Annotated in this window: 10 protein-coding genes; 6 read left to right on the top strand and 4 right to left on the bottom strand. The window is 44.7% G+C overall.

What is annotated here, in order from left to right; translation table 11 throughout:
* The first annotated feature begins 310 nt into the window (after positions 1-310).
* The 4 genes from QZ918_RS22580 (at position 311) to QZ918_RS22565 (ending at position 10,189) form a co-directional block, all read left to right on the top strand.
* Positions 311-1,003, top strand: coding sequence for a response regulator transcription factor (locus QZ918_RS22580; protein WP_293155027.1), 693 nt, complete (start codon positions 311-313; stop codon positions 1,001-1,003).
* 396 nt (positions 1,004-1,399) lie between these two features.
* Entirely contained in the window at positions 1,400-1,777 is a 378-nt protein-coding gene (locus tag QZ918_RS22575) for a hypothetical protein (protein ID WP_293338535.1), read from the top strand.
* A gap of 601 nt (positions 1,778-2,378) precedes the next feature.
* The gene (locus QZ918_RS22570; RefSeq protein ID WP_293338533.1) at positions 2,379-7,580 is read left to right on the top strand and encodes a WD40 domain-containing protein; all 5,202 of its coding nucleotides are present in this window, start codon (positions 2,379-2,381) and stop codon (positions 7,578-7,580) included.
* Between the two features lie 335 nt (positions 7,581-7,915).
* Entirely contained in the window at positions 7,916-10,189 is a 2,274-nt protein-coding gene (locus QZ918_RS22565) for an FdhF/YdeP family oxidoreductase (RefSeq protein ID WP_293338531.1), read from the top strand.
* Between the two features lie 149 nt (positions 10,190-10,338).
* Here QZ918_RS22565 and QZ918_RS22560 read toward each other — a convergent pair whose 3' ends face one another.
* From QZ918_RS22560 to QZ918_RS22550, 3 genes are all read right to left on the bottom strand, one after another.
* Complete coding sequence (locus QZ918_RS22560; protein WP_293338529.1) at positions 10,339-10,986, bottom strand: hypothetical protein; 648 nt, start codon at positions 10,984-10,986, stop codon at positions 10,339-10,341.
* A gap of 140 nt (positions 10,987-11,126) precedes the next feature.
* Positions 11,127-11,594 carry a deaminase domain-containing protein gene (locus tag QZ918_RS22555; protein WP_293338527.1) on the bottom strand — a complete coding sequence of 156 codons (468 nt, stop codon included), beginning with the start codon at positions 11,592-11,594 and terminating at the stop codon, positions 11,127-11,129.
* A gap of 380 nt (positions 11,595-11,974) precedes the next feature.
* Positions 11,975-13,216 carry a glycosyltransferase family 2 protein gene (locus tag QZ918_RS22550; protein ID WP_293338525.1) on the bottom strand — a complete coding sequence of 414 codons (1,242 nt, stop codon included), beginning with the start codon at positions 13,214-13,216 and terminating at the stop codon, positions 11,975-11,977.
* 637 nt (positions 13,217-13,853) lie between these two features.
* On the opposite strand from QZ918_RS22550, the gene QZ918_RS22545 reads away from it, so the two are divergent.
* Positions 13,854-16,373, top strand: coding sequence for a WD40 repeat domain-containing serine/threonine-protein kinase (locus QZ918_RS22545; protein ID WP_293338523.1), 2,520 nt, complete (start codon positions 13,854-13,856; stop codon positions 16,371-16,373).
* Positions 16,374-16,576: 203 nt separating this feature from the next.
* Here the strand turns inward: QZ918_RS22545 and QZ918_RS22540 are convergent, their stop codons facing one another.
* Complete coding sequence (locus QZ918_RS22540) at positions 16,577-17,992, bottom strand: hypothetical protein (protein WP_293338521.1); 1,416 nt, start codon at positions 17,990-17,992, stop codon at positions 16,577-16,579.
* 190 nt (positions 17,993-18,182) lie between these two features.
* Between QZ918_RS22540 and QZ918_RS22535 the strand changes: the two genes are divergently transcribed.
* The gene (locus QZ918_RS22535; RefSeq protein ID WP_293338519.1) at positions 18,183-19,208 is read left to right on the top strand and encodes a hypothetical protein; all 1,026 of its coding nucleotides are present in this window, start codon (positions 18,183-18,185) and stop codon (positions 19,206-19,208) included.
* Positions 19,209-19,266: the final 58 nt, after the last annotated feature.

The raw sequence follows: 19,266 nt of genomic DNA, 5'->3' as shown, positions 1-19,266 counted from the left end.
GTTTAATGCGTTTGATAATCAACGCTTCTGTTTCTGAGAGTTCGATTGGAGGATGCCATAAGTGAGGGGGCATAAAGTTTCTTCCTTCTTCATGATTGTGAGAATTTAACAGGCTTTTTAATTCACATATCATTTTTAGTTGGTTTTGTCAAGATATTCTACTGAACCGACGCCCTAGGGGATCAGGTTTAACTGAACCGTATAGGAGTTTAATCGCAATTTTTGGAGTTGCTTCTATAGATGGAGTGAAAAAATAGTTGAATTCGGCTAAATTAAAAGATAATAGTAGTAAAACGTAAGGGTAATGGATATGTCAGCAAGACTATTATTGGTAGATGATGAACCGGGCTTGCGGGAAGCAGTACAAGCTTATTTGGAAGATAGCGATTTTTCGGTTGAGGTTGCCAGTAATGCTCGGGATGGCTGGGAATTATTGCAGCAGATGAATCCGGATTTGGTGATTTCAGATATTATGATGCCGCAGGTGGACGGCTATCAGTTTCTCAAGCAAGTGCGGGAAGATCCTCGCTATAAGGCTTTGCCGGTGGTGTTTTTGACGGCTAAGGGGATGACGGGCGATCGCATTCAAGGCTATCAAGCAGGCTGCGATGCTTATCTTTCTAAACCCTTCGATCCCGACGAGTTAGTAGCAATTGTCACGAATTTGCTGGCCCGTCGCGCGGCGGCTAAGGAGACGGGCGGCAATGCTGAAAGTCCTGATATTGCTGCTTTGGCCAGCCAAATGGCGAGAATTGAGTCTTTGTTAAGCGGGCGAAGTGCGATCGTCCAAAGTAGCTCGTCGGTTAAAATTGATTTGACTCCGCGAGAGCAAAGTGTTTTGGATTTGGTTGCTCAAGGTTTGATGAATAAGGAAATTGCCCGCCGCTTGGAAACTAGCGTGCGGAATGTGGAAAAGTACGTCAGCCGTTTGTTTAGCAAAACTGGTACTAACAGCCGTACTGAGTTGGTTCGCTACGCTCTCGAACACGGTTTGACAAAGTAACAAGCGCCTTACTTTTGCTAGTTTCTCTTCCTCGCCACCCTGCGTTACCAGGAAGAGCCTAGTAACGAGAATTATACGAGTTGACGGTTGCAGGGGCAGTGCCCCCGTGCCTGCCCTCTTCGTTGTTCGCCGTTTTTAGCCTGAAATAGACACTCGCCCTCATTTCCAAAATTACCTACAGGAAAACCTGATTGTTTAAGAGTTTTCACGTAATCAATAGAAACGGGAAAAGTTGGCCGGATACCCTCCGTCAGGCAAACTTGCCCCGAAGTGTCACAGATCGGGGTATTTTTTGTCGAAAATAAGCGACTATTAAATAATAGCAGCGCTCTCAAGTAGCGGCGGATGTTTAAATTTATAGCAGCACCAAAATTTAGTTGATACTAGGAGGAGATTATGGGGAAAATCACGGTACGAAAAACGATAAGTGCAATGGTAGCACTGCCGCTCGTACTAATTGCCAATAACAGTCAAGCTTTAGCTACTGATACCGGCCAGAAAATCGAGCCAAACAAGCAAGTTTCTAATTTAGGTGATGAGCTTGATTTAGAGATGGTGGCACCAACCACAACAATCCTCATTGAAGAAAGCGAAGATTGGGATCGACCTGATTTTTCAGCTACTAATTTAGATATGGAGATTGATAAAATTCTGCTCGAAAATGCGATCGCAAATATGCAAGTTGTCATTGAGGAACCGCCGCCCGTAGTTTATCTCAGTGCGGCGAGGGGCCAGCAAAGCAGGGAATGCAAGATTTCCGCCGTTTGCGAATAACTGCATCGGATTTGTGGGATTTTGGGCGATCGACTTTTTTGCTCGGGAGAATGTGAGTCACCGAGGGGAAAAAAATCAGTAAAATCCACCAGATTTTCCTGAAATTATGATAATAACAGAGTATGTATTTTTTCGGGTATGCTTTAAGGGCGATCGGCTAAAATAATCGGACAGTTTCAGAGCTGAGGTACGGGCAGCTAAAAACAAGGTACGTTGTTGGGCTTTAGCCCTAAGAGTTTAATTGGTTATATAAGCTGTCAGGCATACCTCATCTTTTTGAGAAAGGCTATATTTATTATATCGTTGACCGTTGCATAGGAATGATTTAACCGCAGAGAACACAGAGGACACAGAGAGAGAATAGAACTCTGAATAATTGTGATGTTAGAGGCTGCTCCCGAATCCGATCCCCCCTAACCCCCCCTTAATAAGGGGGGGGATAAGATTCCGCTCAAAGTCCCCCGAATTGAGGGGGATTTAGGGGGATCGAGATATATGGAACTTCACATTAAATTGGTATCAACTGTTAACTGTCAACTGTCAACTGTCTACTATCAACTGTCAAGTGAAAGCATCTATTCAATCAGGATTTTCAAATATTATGGTTAATTCGCACTGCCACCAAGACACCGCAGCAGAGCAAAATAAAAGTGCTCTGCAAACTCTCTCCCGGACTCTTTCAATGTCTCAGGGGCAATTTTCGCTGATTTTGGTGCGGTGCAATTACAGTGCGATGCGAGAACAAACTGTACGGCAATTGCGCGAGCAGTCTGGTGTCGAGATTCGAGAAATTGTCCTCCCGAAATCTGTTAAAACTCTGTACACGACGATAGAAACTGAACTTGATGGCAGTCAACCTCAAGCTTTAATGGTGTTTGGATTGGAATCGGTAAGTGCAATAGATAGGGTACTAACATCTACCAACTACGTCAGGGAAGAATTTCGCAATAATTTTCCCTTCCCAGTGGTGCTGTGGGTGACAGACAAAATCTTAAAAAAACTGATTCGGTTAGTCACAGATATCGAGACTTGGACGACAAGTGTTGAATTTGTGCTGGGCCCAGACGAGTTAGTGGATTTTTTGGGCAAAAGTTGCGATCGCATTTTTGCTAAGATTTTAGAAAGCGGCAAATGGCGTTTAAGTAACTCTGCCATCCTCGGAGCCAATTCTTTAGCTGAATTAGAGTCGGCGAGGCAAGACTTGCAAACTTGCAACATCAGGTTAGAACCAGCTATTGAAGCAAGCTTGCAATTTATTCGCGGTCGAGACGAATATGCTGGCAACCGCATCCAGGCAGCTCTTGAATTGTATCAAAAAAGTCTCAGTTTTTGGAAGTATCAAGTAGCATTTATTGGGCCCCAAACAGCATTTAGCGATTTATTATTTACTGTTCACCCTGCACCAGTATTAGAGGGAATCGTAGTATTTCACATTGGTCTTTGCTACCGTTTTCAAGCAGAAAAGCACCGCAGCGGCAACCGTCCTTACTGGACGGAAGCTAAAAATTATTTTCAGCAATGTATTGATGTTCTAGAACGCGCGGGACAGCCGGATGCCGTCGGTATATTCATCAATCAACTCGGCGAAGTATTGCAGCATTTAGAAGATTGGGATGCACTCTGGAATTTAGCTCTGAAAGCTCGGAGGTTACATGAAAATATGGAAAACTCAACAGTTAATTTGGCTCAAGATTACGGCTTTTTGGCTAGAGTAGCCTTAGAGCAAAAGAATTGGCAAGGGGCAAAAGAATGGGCTTCAGTCGCCCTACAATCTCTCAACTCAAAATTTGAAGCGACAGGACACGCAACGCCTCTCAAAGCGCAGCATCTAGGCTTATATCTGTTAATTTTAGCAGAGGCCCAGAGCGAGTTGGGTGAGATTGACGAGGCGATCGCACATTTAGAGCTAGCTCGATCGCAAACCGAACCTTGCTACAACCCGCAACTGTATTTGCGCGTTTTAGAAATGCTGCGAGGATTCTATTTTCAGCGGGGAGAATATCTCAAAGCATTTCAGCTTAAGCAAGATTATCGAGCGGTAGAACATACGTATCGCTTCCGAGCTTTTATTGGAGCCGGAAAATTGCAGCCGCACAGAGAAGCGATTAATCCCGCCGAAACAGTTGCCGCCGCTGCTACGATTGCTGACGAAATTACCGCTTCTGGTAGAGAAGCAGACCTCAATCGCTTGATATATAGGATGAACAATACCCCAGACAAACTGACAGTAATTTACGGTCAGTCTGGAGTTGGCAAAAGTTCAATTGTCACCGGGGGATTAGTGCCGGCTCTCAAGCAAAAAAAGATCGAAATGCGGACTGTTTTGCCTGTAGTGCTGCAAGTTTACAACAACTGGCCGCGGGAATTGACCAGACAGTTATCTGCTGGGAAAGCTGAAATATTCGATCGCGACATTTTCGATGCAGTACCGGGATCGGCTTCGGGAGATTTGAGCGCAGCAGGCGCAGTCAACGCCAATCTGCGGCTGGAATTTAACGGCGGCTCGTCGGTTGGAGCAAGCCAGGATCTGATTGAGCAGTCACAGCCTGTAGAAGTAATTGTCGAGAAACAGGCGATCGAATATGAGAAAATCATCAAAGAGTTGCAAACAAATTCAGAACATCTAGTGACAGTTCTGATATTTGACCAATTTGAAGAATTCTTTTTCGTGTGGAAAGAGCCTGCGGAAAGACAAATATTTTTTAATTTTTTGCGGGAATGCTTGACAATCAAGTATTTAAAAGTCGTCCTGTCTTTGCGGGAAGATTACCTGCACTATTTGCTGGAATTTTCCCGACCCAAAAACCCAACAAAATTTATCAACAATGATATTTTGGCGGACGTTCTCAGCAAAGATATTCTGTTTTATTTGGGTAATTTTTCCCAGGGCGATGCGCGAGCGGTAATTCGCACTTTGACAGAACGATCGCAGTTTTACTTAGAACCGGAGCTGATCGAAGAATTAGTCAAAGATTTAGCTGGAGAGTTGGGAGAAGTCCGCCCGATCGAACTGCAACTTGTGGGCGCTCAACTCCAACAAGAGGACATTAGAACTTTAACTCAATATCAGGAACTGGGTAACAGTCCCCAACAAAAATTAGTCGAAAGATTTCTCGAAGAAGTCATCAAAGATTGCGGGCCAGAAAATGAAGGAGCTGCTCGCCGAATTTTGTATTTTCTCACAGATGAAGATGAGATTCGACCCCTGAAAACCCGCGCCGAATTAGCCTCGGATTTAGCGATATTTGCAGCCACTGATAAATTAGATTTAGTCTTAGAACTGTTAGTCAAATCCGGTTTAGTTTTTCGGTGGACTGAACTACCCGCAGAGCTTTATCAGCTCGTTCACGACTATCTAGTTAGCTTCATCCGGCAGCAGCAGGAATTAGATAAAAAAGCAGAATTTGAGGAACTCCGCAAACAAAACCAAATTAACCGAGATGAAATTGAACAAATTCGTAAAGACAGAGAGCGAGATGCTTTGCTGTCGGAAGCTAGAGACAACCAGCGCTTAGCTAGAGACAAACAGCACCAAGCGGAAGCTCAACTTTATCAAACTCGGAGATGGCAATTGCGGGCGGCAATTCTAGGAGTGCTGGTACTCGGAGGTGTTTCTTGGATAGGATTCGAGCAAGCAAAATTAGCAGAAAGCGCGCGGCAAGAAGCAGAAACAAGTCGGACTGATGCCTTAAATTCTGCGTCGGAGGCGTTGGTGCTTTCTAATGAAAAAAATCAATTAGGAGTGTTAGGAAATAGTATCAAAATCGGCAGTGATTCTCTCAAAAGTACCGCACTGCCTGTGGATACTAAAAATAAAATTGCTGAGAGGCTCATACAAGCAGTTTCGGGGGTGCAAGAAAGCAACCGTTTCGAGCAGCACAGCAAGTCTGTTTTGGATGTGAGCGTGAGTCCCGATGGCAATTCAGTTGCTTCGGCAAGTGCTGACAAAACTGTTAAATTGGTCAGCAAATCAGGTAAGTTGTTAAAGACTTTCAAGCACGGCGATACTGTGACGAGTGTTAGTTTTAGCCCGGATGGGAAAACGATCGCAACTGGTAGCGCCGATCGCACAATTAGAATTTGGCAAGTAGATAACGACAAAAGTGCGATCGCCACCTTATCCGGCCACGGCGATATCGTCACCAGCGTCAGTTTCAGCCCCGACGGCAAAACCCTAGCTTCTGGGAGTCACGACAACACCGTCAAAATCTGGAACCTGGAAACAAAAAAATTGCTGCAAACCTTAGCCAAACACAAAGATTGGGTACTCGGCGTTAGTTTCAGCCCCGACGGCAAAACAATTGCCTCAGCAAGTGCTGACAAAACTATCAAACTTTGGAATCGCAAAGGTAAAACCCAGAAATTTCAAATTAATCCCAAAACATTAACCAAACATTCTGACTTTGTTCGCAGTGTTAAGTTTAGTCCAGACAGCAAACAACTCGTCTCAGCAAGTGCCGACACCACAGCCAAAATTTGGAATCGAAAGGGTGAGGAAATCAAAACTCTCAAAGGACACAACGATGGAGTTGTCAGCGCGAGTTTCAGTCGCGACGGCGAAAAAATTGTCACCGGCAGCGCCGACGATACGGTAAAAATTTGGAGTCGCAGCGGCACTTTGCTCAACACTTTTCGAGGACATCAAGACGACGTGAGGGCCGTAACTTTCAGCAGCGACGGCACGATTGCTTCCGCCAGTAGAGACAAAATGGTAAAACTTTGGCAACCAAACAGCACTCCGTTGAATAAGATTTTATCGGGCCATGGAGATTGGGTTTATCAAGTCAGTTTTAGTGGAGACGGCAAAACAATTGCATCTGCTAGCGGCGACAAGACGGTGAGACTTTGGCGCCCTGATGGCAGTTTAATCAAAACCTTAGCAGGCCACAAGGAATCTGTTACCTGGACGAGCTTTTCGCCGGACAATAAAACTGTAGCTTCTGCCAGCGATGACAAAACCGTGAAAATCTGGAGTTTAAACGGAAAACTGTTAGATACTCTGCGTCATAGCGACATTGTCAGAAGCGTGAGTTTTAGTCCAGATGGCAAGATAATTGCCGCCGCCAGTGCCGATCGCAAATTGTATCTTTGGCGCTGGAATGGTACAAAAGCAACAATGCTAGCAAAACTCGACCACAGCAATCCAGTAATTAGCGTTAGTTTCAGCCCAGACGGCAAAACTATTGCTACGGGTACCGCTGCTGAGAATAAGGCAAGTGGAACCCAAAATGATGCTAGAATTGCTGGACAAAATAGAGTTTACCTCTGGCAATTCAACGGTACATCGGCGAAGATGCTGCAATCTCTCGATCATGCAGATAGTGTCAGAAATGTCAGTTTCAGTCCAGATGGTAAGACTGTTGCTGCTGGTTGTGCTGACAAAAAAGTTTATTTGTGGGGTTTTGATGGTAAGACGGCTAATTTAACCGAAAAACTCGACCACAGCGATACTGTCGAAAGCGTGAGTTTCAGCCCAGACGGCAAGTTGATTGCGGCGGCGAGTGCGGGAAATACCGTTAAGCTGTGGAATTTTGACGGCAAGAAAGCACTGCTATCGAAAACATTGGAATCGGGCGATCGGGTATTGAGCGTTACTTTTAGTTCAGATAGCAAAACACTCGCTTTTGCTAGCAGGGATGGGAGTGTAATTCTGTTACCTGTGGAGAATTTGGAGCTAAATAATATTATTGCTCGGAGTTGCGAGTGGTTGGGCGATTATTTACAGAATGGCCCAAATGTCGCGGAGGGCGATCGATTGCTTTGTCTGGGGTTTGGCAAGCAGACGTTAAATAAGAAGAAGTAAACCCCGTTTGTAGTGAGGACTTCAGTCCTCTCTTTGTGAATGAAGAAGGACTGAAGTCCTTACTACGAACCAGGGTGAAGAATGACGGAAGTCCTTACTACTAACCAGGGTGAAGAATGACGGAAGTCCTTACTACTAACCAGGGTGAAGAAGGACTGAAGTCCTCACTACGAACCAGGGTGAAGAAGGACTGAAGTCCTCACTACGAACCAAGAGTTTAATTGAGATTAAAACATCTATCTATTGACTAATTTTTTGTGCTGTAAGTTTGCGGTAAATTATAGTAATAAACTTAACTGTAGATCAATTCGCAATTCCAATAAAAAATAAACCCTATGGACACCAACTCCCAAAATATCCAACCCGTTCCGCCATTTAGCGAAAAAAATGACGAAAGCCCAGACATGGGCGGCGGTTTACCAATAATTGAATATTGGGCAAAGCAAACTTTGTCACCCGAAGGCCCGAAACTTTGGCAAACTTTGCTGCACAAAAGTGCTTGTTTATCTTGTTCTTGGGGTACTGGCGGGCAGAAAGGAGGCTTTACTAATGAAGACGGCGAGAAACTTCAGCGCTGCATGAAAAGTGTGGAAGCAATCTCGGCTGAAATTAAACCAGCTATCTCGACTAACTATTTTCAACAGCACAATATTGCAGAACTCCAACAATTAACTTCCAGGGAAGCAGATAGACTGGGAAGGTTGAGTTATCCGATGATTTTGCGGGCTGGTGCATCTCATTACGATCGCATTTCGTGGCAAGAAGTCTATGAAATTGCCGAGGCTGCATTTCGCAAAACCCCCGAACGAGTGGCATCTTATAGTTCCGGTCGCTCTTCCAACGAGGCGGCTTTTTTGTTGCAATTGATGATGAGGGCGATCGGCTCTAACAACTTAGCAGATTGTTCCGATCTCTGCCACGCTCCATCGACCACCGGGTTAAACGAAATGTTTGCCACCCGCACCTCGGTAGTGAGTCTAGAAAACTTAAAGCAAGCAGATTGCGTCGTACTCGCGGGCGCGAATTCTGCCTACAACCATCCCCGCTTCATGAACGAGTTAATTAAAATTCGCGACAAAGGCGGTAAAATAATTGTCATCAATCCGGTAATGGAAATCGGGTTAGTTAAGTTTGGTTCTCCGGCATTTCCAGTCAAGTCGCTCATCCCCGGTTCCGACATTGCCTCGCTCTACTTGCAACCAATTCCTGGCAGCGATACGGCGCTATTTGTAGGCATTCAAAAATCGGTAATCGAACAAGGATTGCTCGACGAAACCTACTTGCAAGCCCACACAGAAGGCTGGGAAGCAGCAGTGCAGCACGCCCGCGAAACCGACTGGGAAACTATTACTACAACTTGCGGAGTTTCCCAAGCAGAAATTGAGGCCGCAGCTAAAATAATCGGCAATTCTCAGCGGGTTGTCTTCGGTTGGGCGATGGGAATTACCCAACAAAAAAATGGCGTAGATAATGTATTCAGCATTGCCAATACTGCTTTGATGACGGGAAATCTCGGCAAAACAGGCGCAGGATTACTGCCGGTGAGAGGACACTCAAACGTCCAAGGATTTGGCTCTATGGGCGTGACTGTGAACCTGAAAAAAGAAATCCAACAGACTCTCGAAAAGCTTTTGGGGCGTCCCCTGAGCGCCGTTAAGGGTTACGAAACTCGATCGCTCATTGAAGCAGCAGATGCAGGCAAAGTCGATACGCTAATCTGTTTGGGTGGCAACTTATACGGGGCGAATCCCGATTCAAATGAAGCAAAACGTGCTTTAGGCAAGATTGAAACCATTATTTACATTGCAACCAAACCAAACTTGGGACATTTTAGCGGATTGGCTCATCACAATACAATTGTGTTACCGGTGCTGAATCGCTTTGAAAATCCCTACAAAACAACCGTGGAATCCGGTAATAATTTTGTGCGTTTCAACGATGAAGGCGAAACTCATCTCAAAGATGCTGATTTGATTTCTGAAGTACATTTCTTGACAGAATTGGCAGCCAGAATTCACGGTACTTATCCGGTAGACTGGCGCCAGCTTCGAGATACTAAGTACGTTCGGCAATTGATTGCTCAAACAATTCCCGGCTACGAAAAAATGGCAACAATTGATGAAACCAAAGAAGAATTCACCATCAGCGGGCGGATTTTTACCGAACCCAAATTCCCCACAGATTCCGGCAAAGCCAAGATGTTTGTCACACCTTTACCAGTGCTAAAATTACCGGAAATCAAAGAGTTTGGAGCATCGGAATCGGTACGGGGTTTAGTTGTGGCATTGATGACTGGACGCAGTTATTCTCAGCACAATACTGTAGTTTACAAAATAGATGACAAGTACCGGGGAATGCCGCACCGCAACTGCATTTTGATGAATCGCGCGGATGCAGAAAGCGCTGGCATGAAAGAACACCAGCGAGTTACTGTGCAGGGAAACGTGGGGAAAATGGAAAATGTTGAGGTGATTTACGGGGCGGTTCGTGAGGGTGCTGCGTTGATGTTTTATCCTGAAGTTAATGTAATTTTTCACCCGGAGATTGAAAGGCGATCGGGCACACCTGCTTACAAGCGGGTACCTGCTTTCGTTTACGCGGAAGCATAAGGTACGTTGTTGGGCTTGGGCCCTCTTTATAATCTTAGGAAAGAGCGATCGCACTCCTCAAATAAATCGTGCGTCAGCATGAGAATTTTTGTCCTGATTCAAAATCTCAAACCTGACGCACCCTACTACTATTGATTGCCTCATCGCAATTACGCACACTGACTCAGGGGCGGAAATTCCCATTTTCCCGAATATAAAGTAGATGGCAGCTTTAAACAATAGGCAGCAGGAGTTACTTCGATCAACCACCAATTAAACATATCTCGTTGGGCCGCAGCAAAACCAGAAATAGCATCGCCAGTAATGGCATCATACAAAATATCCAAGATGGCATTATAAGCTGTTTTGGCATTGAGTGTTTGCAGCAAGCCATAGAAGATATTATAAGCTTCATCAGCAGCTTGATATTTTCCAATTTTGTCGATATGAGGAAACAAGGTATCTGCCCAAGTTTCTGGAATTTCACCACCATCTTTTAGCCAACAAGATACAATTGCTTGAACGATATCAGCCTTGTGTTCTTCAGGAAAGTAATGTTTAATGGTCGGTTTAGCTGCTAATGCTATTCCATAAGCCATATAGACGTATCGTTGATGGGATACTTTATCATTGGGCATTCCAAATGCTTGCATTACTTCCACAAAAGCTTCTTCTACATTGTACTTTCCACCTCTTTCGTACAAATCCCGATACTTTCTGTCCCAGACCATTTGAAGAGTTTGCTGCAATTGCTCTGGAATATCTAAATTGTTGGGCAACTTAAAATTGGTGTAATGACCTATCTCAAACTTAATCATCGATCTTCCCTCAATATATATTTTCCTTAATCGTCAATCAGGAGCCAGCTAATTTTAAGCTTTATATCACCTCTATTTTACCTCAGATATAGAAGCCAGTAAAGCCCTGGCAGGCTCTACTGGTTTTCTATTATCTATTTCTACGGATATGGATGTTCGTAGAAAATAATCACTTTAATATTGGGGAACCTCTCCTTAAAGTCTTGCAAATTCATATAGCAGCCAGAACACATATTTCTTTCAGTGTAGAGGTAGAGTGTCCCTTCTACCTCCAAAGACACATTATTTGTTTCCAAGTCTTCTGCAATTGCATTGAAGAGCTTGTGCTCAGCGTGCTTCTCGTTGTAATTTTCTCCCGCTCTGTCAATCCTTGGCTCAAAAAAACACTTTGGCCCATCGTCTTCACCAGGAATATTTAGAGGATGTTGCTTGCTGGTAGCTTCTTTATTATAAACTGCACCAGTATCTAGTGGTAGTTTGGCAACAGCAGCATTACCAGAACGGAGTCTTTGAATATGGGTCGATCGAACTTCTTGAGCCTTAGTCCGCACTTCCTCTACGATGCCTGCATACTGCTCGGGTATGCCTTCGGGGTACTGATAAATCATTTTTTTAATTCCTATACAAAAACTTTTAAATAACCTGACTTAGACAAGAAATGAAACATCCCTGGGACTGATCGGGGTATGACGATCGCTATGCTCGCCTGATAATTGGCCGCGTATTCAGGGTTGGTCATTGTCTCAATTATATGATTTTCTGTTGGATTTTGCCCAGCCAGTGAATTTGAAGTCTTTCCTTAAGCAGCCACGCTCCCCCAAAAAGCTATATGTAGGGTGCATCAACGAGGATTATTTTCGTAACAAACCAACAAGCTCATACTGACGCACTCCTCGAATAAATGGTGCGTCAGTATGAAACTTTTGGTGCTGATTGAAAATCTCAAACCTGACGCACCTTACTACTAATTGTGAATGCAAAATCGGGATTAATTATTGTTAATTTGCAAAGCTCTCCCGCGCCAAGTCCATCCCCAACCTGTTTCAGTTTTGATTGCAGAACCGATCGCAATTGCTGCAATTAACGTCCCTCCCAAACCTCCCAACCACCAATATTTCGTCGGACAGTCCGAAATTTCGGCACCCAAACGGCGCAAGGTGTAATGGTATCCAATGACGATCGCAGATAAACAGATAGTTAACAACGCAACCGGCAAATGGTAATTGCTAATTGCTAATTGGCCATTGCTAATTATGTTGGCAATTTCGCCGTTAGCCAGCAAAATAGCTAATGCCAGCCACGGCATCGGATAAAGAAATAACATAATTGCGGCCATGTAAATCATGCTCCCCCAACTGCGGTTAGCGCCGAGATACAGATTCTTTGTCCAGCCTTCCCACAACGCGTTCCAAGACCGATACATCCGCACGGATGCCAAATTTGCCCCCGAATAAAGTCCGAGCTTTAAACTCGCACGTTTGATGCGTCTAGCTAATTCCACATCTTCGACAATTTCGCCTGCAACTGCTTCGTGCCCGCCGATTTTTTCGTAAGCCGATCGCCTAAACAGCATAAATGGGCCGCCCGCAAAGGCACTGTCTGTTTTTGCAGCATCATTAACGGCTGTAAAATCGAAGCAAACAGCTAGGTTATTGAACATTAAAGGCTGCACCAACCACTCGGAAAAACACCCACAAACCAGCGCTGGCATACAGGTTAGCAGGTCTATTTTCTCGGTTTCGGCTGTGGCGATCGCAGTTTCAATCGCCCCGGGTTTCAGTCGCACGTCGGCATCGATAAATAATAGGAATTCTCCGGTTGCTTCCCCAACAGCTTGGGCGCAGGCCCAGTTTTTGCCCGCCCAATATTGGTTTGCCGGTCGCGCCTCACCTGCTAATATTTTGAGGCGGGGGTCGTTGCGCTGTTGTTGCAGAGTTTGGGCGATCGCCTTCGTGTCGTCTGTCGATCGATCGTCTACAATCAAAACCTCTAGCTTGTCAGCAGACAGAGCTGTACTCTCCAAAATGGCGATCGCGCAATCCTGAATATTCTCGGCTTCGTTGTATGCTGGTACGACTACCGAAACTTTGGGGAAGTCACCCGCCGGCGGAAATAACTGCTGAGCCACACTGCTGTTGGTGCGAGGCGCATTTTTGACCGATTGGCGCAAATTCTTGGTGTAAGCTCTACTGACTATGAGAGAAAAAATTACCAGGGTTAACAATATCAAAGCGAACTTACCTCAAAATTTACGTTCACAATTTGTGTCCTTAAATATTAAAAAATATTAAAACAAAAAGCTAGTCGATCGCCCAAAAAGTTATTTCGAGCATCTCCTTTGCTATAATTTGTGAGCATCTTTCGGCTCTACCGCAGTAAGGGGCAAGACCCCTCACCCAGTCTGAGACCGAAAAGCCGAGGATAGATATCAGTTGTCAGAGGATCTTGCAATGGGCGAATTTGTTTCAGTAGATGTGTTTGCGAATACCATAGCGATACTCGGTGCTTTGGGTTTTTTCTTTTTGGGATATCAAGCTTTGCAGATGTTGAAAAGATAAAGTATGGCCTTTCTCAAAAAGATGAGGTACTCATGGGTATAGGGCATAGGCGAAACCGGGCATAGGGCATAGGGCATAGGGCATAGAGCATACCTCACCACGCTTGAGAACCGCTATATGTCAGATGTTGAAGGAAGATGTTGAAGGAAGAAGGAAGATGTTGAAGGAAGATATTGAAGGAAAGAAAAAACAATGCCAATTCCCAATGCCCAATGCCCTGTTTGGCCAATGACCTGCGCAAGCCAATGCCCAATCCCTCCGCTTCGCTTCGCCCAATGCCCAATGCCCAGGAGCAACTAAGTTATTATCATGGTGAGCCAACTTTTAGATGGACGCTATCAAGTCATTGAAGTCATAGAAACAGGAGAATTTGGACAAACCTATCTGGCCAAAGATACTCGTCGCCCCGGTGAACCGCAGTGCTTTGTCAAGCACCTGCGTCCCGGTACCAGCGAACCGAAATTAATTAATACTACGCGCCGTCTTTTCCAAAAAGAAGCAGAAGTTCTAGAAAAGCTCGGTCAACACGACCAAATCCCTCAGCTATTCGCTTATTTTGAAGAAAATGAAGAATTTTTCTTAGTAGAATCCTTTATTGCCGGTCACTCGCTATCCACAGAGATTGTACCAGGAAAACCGGTTCCCGAAGAAAAAATTATTCCTTTGTTGAAGGAACTGTTAGAAATTTTAGTCTTTGTACACGGACAAGGAGTAATTCACCGAGATGTTAAACCAGCAAATTTAATCCGTCGCTATGCAGACAACAAGTTAGTTTTGATTGACTTTGGCTCGGTGAAAGAAATTCACATCGCTCAAAGACAAGCACCGGTAACTGTGCGGATTGGGACGCTGGAATATATGCCGATCGAACAATTTCAATACAACCCGCAACTCAACAGCGATATCTACGCCTTGGGAATGATTGGCATCCAAGCTATGACGGGTTTGCCGGCTTACGATTTGCCGAAACTGCGGGATTTGAAAAATTCTAACCGAGGTGAAATTGTTTGGCGCCATTTAACCTCCTGCTCCCAAGCGTTGGCCGATGTTTTGGACAATATGGTGCGCTACGATTTTCGGGAGCGCTACCAGTCGGCGGCGGAAGCTTTAGCCGATTTGCGGAAAATTGGCGATCGATCGCGCACGCGGGTACCCAAACTCACAATCTATCGCGAAGAAGTCGATCGGCGCAGCAGCAGTCGCGGTGACATTACAGTCGTCGGGCGGAGAATATTAGAAGAATTGCGCGTCAGTTTGGAATTGCAACCAGAAGAAGCAGAGGCGATCGAAGATGAGGTATTGAACCCTTACCGCAAATACAGGCAAAAAGGCGAACGCTACGAACAATCGCTGCAAGAAACCATGCAGCAAGAATATCCTTTTTCTGCCAACACTCGCGAGGAATTAAAACGGTTGCAGCAAGTTTTAGGGCTTACCGACGAAGATGCCGCCAGAATCGAAGAATTAGTCGTTCCTAAATCTTTATTCGGTAAATTGTACAAGGCGATCGCGATCGTCTTGGAAGGACACCGCAACCCCAACGCCATTGTGTCCCCAGCCAGCAGCACTCTGCCACTGGGAGTGCAGGCAACTCCGGCGGCATCCCCAGAGGTAAATTTGAACGGAAAAGGGAGTTTATCCATCGCCCCAGACAGCACCAGCGCCTCAGCAATTGTCCCCAAAGAACCTCGCAAAATCAATCCTTATATCGCCGCAGCAACGATTGCAGCCCTCTTAACTGCGATCGGCGGAATTTACGGATACCTCAAATGGCAAGAAAGACAGCAGCAAGTGCAGCAAGAAACCCAACAATTCAATCAAATCGAAGCTTTTTATCAAGAAAGCAATTATGAAGGCTGCATCAGCCAAATCCCAACAATTGCCAAAACTTCCAGCACCTATACCTCCGCCCAAAACTTACAACAAAAGTGCCAAGCAGGTCTCCAATGGAAAAACGCCAAAGTCAAAAACTTCGCCCAGCATTCAGATGCAGTTGGATCTGTTGCTTTTAGTCCAGACGGCTTAATGTTAGCCAGCGGTTCCAAAGACAAAACCATCCAAATTTGGGATTTAGCCACAGGCAAATCGATCCGCACTTTCCCAGGAGATTCATCCACCGTTTGGTCGGTTGCTTTCGATGCAAAAGGTACGAAACTAGCCACAGGAACAGGTTTTTGGAGAGTCATGTTGTGGGATTTGAAAACAGGTCAAGCTACTCGCAGTCTCGATCACAGTGCCTCTGTTTGGTCAGTCGCTATCAGCCCCGACGGAGAGCTCGTTGCTAGCGCCAGCGGAGACAAAACCACCAAAATTTCGGATGCAACAACTGGCAATTTGCTCCAGAATTTACCAGATCATACAGATTTTGTTTATTCTGTTGCTTTCACTCCCGATGGCAAAAATTTAATTAGCGCTTCTAAGGATAAAAAAATCACAATTGTCGATGTAGCAACAGGGAGGTTGCTCAAAACTATTGAAGGACACGGCGACGCGGTGAGGTCTGTGGCAGTTAGCCCGGACGGCAAGACAATTGTTAGCGGTTCCTACGATGAAAGCATTAAAATCTGGAATCTCGAAAGTGGAGATTTACTTCGTTCGATTAAGGGACATTCTGACGATATTGTTTCGGTTGCTATCAGCCCGGACGGGAAATTTATCGCCAGCGGCAGCAAGGATAAAACCATTAAAATTTGGGACTTTGATACCGGAGAATTGCTGAATACTTTGACGGGACATACCGATGAGGTTTATGTAGTGACTTTTAGTCCCGATGGTAAAACTATTGCTAGCGGTTCTAAAGACAATACGATTAAATTGTGGCTCAGGTAATGTGAAAAAAGTAGTAGGGTGCGTCAGCCACTTCTGGTTCCCCACCTGAAAATTAGGCCCCTCGCTGACGCACCCTACAATATCTAAGCAGGACGGTTTTATTCTGGTCAGACAAATTAGGTACGTAGTTGCGCTTGGGCGCTCTTTATGAGCTTAGCAAAGAGGGCTGAAGCCCAACAACGTACCTTGGTCAGCGCTTTCAATTAATTGGAGTAATTGAGTTCTTTTTCTAAGAATTTGGGAAAGTGCCAAGCAGGAGTTTCTATTGTGTTTTCAGTGGGATAAATTTCACTTGAATCCTCTCGACTTTGGAAAAAGTAGTAAAGGTTAGCCACAGTTAAATCGGATATTTCTTGCCAGTTTGAGGGAGCTAAAGCTGGATAGCCAGTTGCGATCGCCTGTTGGCACACATAAAATTCGTATCCCCGGCGCAGTTCCGGCTTCAGAGCGAAGGCTAGCTGGTCGCGCAAGGATAGAAAATGAGACTTTTGCTTTAAACTTTGATAAAGCGAAGGTTCCGCAGTTAATACCGCAAATGTCGTGTGGATACTGCTTCTTATATGATAGTCGCCGCTGAGTTTATCTAAACTAGCTAACTGGTGCTGCTCTTTGGGAGACAAAGTTTGCATCCAATCTACCTCGTTTTGCCAAAATTCTATTACACTTAGATCGTGACCGAGAATCCTAGTAACTTCTGGAAATAAAAAATCTAGTTCAGATTCCGATTGACATCCTTTCACAACAGTGAGAAGATCGTGACGAATTGTTGATTGAAGTTTGAGCAGGCGATCGCTCACTAGATCGTAAGCCCGCTGCAATTGAAACGTGATGCCCAGCGCCAGCTCAATCGCCCAAACACATTCCATTTGCCGGAGCTTTCCGGCACAAGACAGCCCCTCCAACAAACCGGGACGATCGTAAATTTTTAAAGCCTCAAACAGCATATCTCGCCCGTTATTAATCTCCGAATTCCGCAGCTTGAGATCCGGCACTGTCAGGGCTGACTGGCAGCGTTTAATAGCTTTAGAAAAAATATCGTAACCGTTAACCAGTTGCTGGCGGTGCCTTTGAAAATTAGAGTCATGAGCCACCTTAAAAATTTGCTGAATTACCTCTACTCCCTTATCTTTGAGGATATGCCTGAGATCGATAAACCCGTCTTTAATTTTCAGCTTCTGGTGTTTTGCCTCATCTCTGATTTTTAATACTTGTTCGAGGTTTACTGCTGACAAAACTGTACTCGATACAGCCCCAATACCAATGACGGCAGCAGTCGCTTGCATCACTGCCAAATTAATTTTGAGACAGTTAAGCATTCTGTATATTTTCTGAAAACCCTGGTGACTTTGAGCAAGCTGCAACGGCGCGACTGTCACGTACACGGGAGCTATCAGCGGCTGTACGGGCCCGCCTCCGCCTAACTGTGAGAGCAATCCTAGAACTCCGCGATCGCATAGAGTTGTAGTTGTTGATTGATAAAATATTTTGGCAATCTCCACAAACTCCCCTGTCACCGGATCTCTAGCTGCGGGGAGCAATTTTCCAGTTGTGGTGGCAGGCTGTACGAGGTTGCCAGTATCGAGTCTAGCCTGAGTTGCAGGGGTGAATACATAATCCATGTTGTGACACCAGTTTAAAACAAGAATGCAACTGTAGGCCCGCGCTCCAAACCCTGATAGTCATCAGTCATTCCCATTCCCAATTCTAAAATCTAAAATCTAAAATCTAAAATGGTCTGACTCAGTTTGCATTCCAAAAGGGAGATGTTCTGTATTGTATGCTATTTAGGGAAAGGAGGGATGAAACGAAATGAATGAGTATCTCAAGGTATTCCAGGCTATTACCCAGTTTAGCGATCGATTGCTCGCAGATGAATATCAATCCGTGGAGATTAAACAGTCAGCTACCCACCTCAGTCTAGACGTGGAACCTTGTATTCAGGAAATCAAGCAATCAGCCCTCAGACTCAAGGCGTTAGCTCATGTATGTTTCAAAGATGTATCTCAGGCTGAGGATGTCTGGAATAGCAAGCCGAGAATTGCTAAAGCATCTGCTGTTGATGTCTGGGAGCAAATTGGCGAACTAAGCGGATGCGACGTGAGAATTCGCAGTTTGGGAAAAAAAGGCAAATATGATGCTGTTGTTAAAGTTCGCAAATCGTGGAGCGACAAAGCTACAAAGTTAAAAAATAAGTGGTTTTTGTGGGATCAAAACCAGCAAGTGTTTAAAAAAGATTCTATCGGTTTTTATGACAAAGATAATTTGTACAAAGAATTGCGAAATGAAGTAGACTATCAAGGCGAGCGAGTAATTTTAATTGTGGAGAATGAGCTCAATTCTATCTTTAAAGAATTACAATCTATTGATATAGAAAAAGTTGAATATTGTATTGAATGCTTCGACTTCAAGAGTCAATCGAAATTTAGAGAGCGACTGCAATCAATAGGCGGCGAGATTGTATCGAAGTTTACGGAACCTCTGAGATATTTACCGGAGTCTTATATGAAGACTTTTAAAGAAACTCTGAGAGATCCTGTAGAAACTCTGGTTCATAAAAGTAAAATGGGAATCAGCTTGAGCGATTTTGAAGAGTCTTGTAAAGTGATTAGCTCAATCCTGGATGATTTAATTTTAGCAGTTTTTGAGGAGCGCATGAAACTGGGAATTCAAACAGTTGAAAAAGCGATTATGTTCTACAATAATTTTTTAGAGAAGCAGGCGCGGTACCAGCTAGAGACAGCCCAACAGCGCGCGGCGGAAAAGGATTGGATTGAATACCAGCGGCAGCAACTCAGGGAAGTCGAGCAGTATATTGAATCAGTCATTAGTCATTAGTCATTAGTCATTAGTCATTAGTCATTGGGCGAAGCGAAGCGGAGGGATGGGGAATGGG

Source organism: Microcoleus sp. CAWBG58 (assembly GCF_020883045.1).
Lineage (GTDB): Bacteria > Cyanobacteriota > Cyanobacteriia > Cyanobacteriales > Microcoleaceae > Microcoleus.
This window is presented reverse-complemented; position numbering and strand designations above follow the sequence as displayed.

What these genes read in the sequence shown, in the direction of transcription:
- QZ918_RS22580 (WP_293155027.1), top strand. Translation starts at nt 311, where the DNA reads ATGTCAGCAAGACTATTATTGGTAGATGATGAACCGGGCTTGCGGGAA.
- QZ918_RS22575 (WP_293338535.1), top strand. Translation starts at nt 1,400, where the DNA reads ATGGGGAAAATCACGGTACGAAAAACGATAAGTGCAATGGTAGCACTG.
- QZ918_RS22570 (WP_293338533.1), top strand. Translation starts at nt 2,379, where the DNA reads ATGGTTAATTCGCACTGCCACCAAGACACCGCAGCAGAGCAAAATAAA.
- QZ918_RS22565 (WP_293338531.1), top strand. Translation starts at nt 7,916, where the DNA reads ATGGACACCAACTCCCAAAATATCCAACCCGTTCCGCCATTTAGCGAA.
- QZ918_RS22560 (WP_293338529.1), bottom strand. Translation starts at nt 10,986, where the DNA reads ATGATTAAGTTTGAGATAGGTCATTACACCAATTTTAAGTTGCCCAAC.
- QZ918_RS22555 (WP_293338527.1), bottom strand. Translation starts at nt 11,594, where the DNA reads ATGATTTATCAGTACCCCGAAGGCATACCCGAGCAGTATGCAGGCATC.
- QZ918_RS22545 (WP_293338523.1), top strand. Translation starts at nt 13,854, where the DNA reads ATGGTGAGCCAACTTTTAGATGGACGCTATCAAGTCATTGAAGTCATA.
- QZ918_RS22540 (WP_293338521.1), bottom strand. Translation starts at nt 17,992, where the DNA reads ATGGATTATGTATTCACCCCTGCAACTCAGGCTAGACTCGATACTGGC.
- QZ918_RS22535 (WP_293338519.1), top strand. Translation starts at nt 18,183, where the DNA reads ATGAATGAGTATCTCAAGGTATTCCAGGCTATTACCCAGTTTAGCGAT.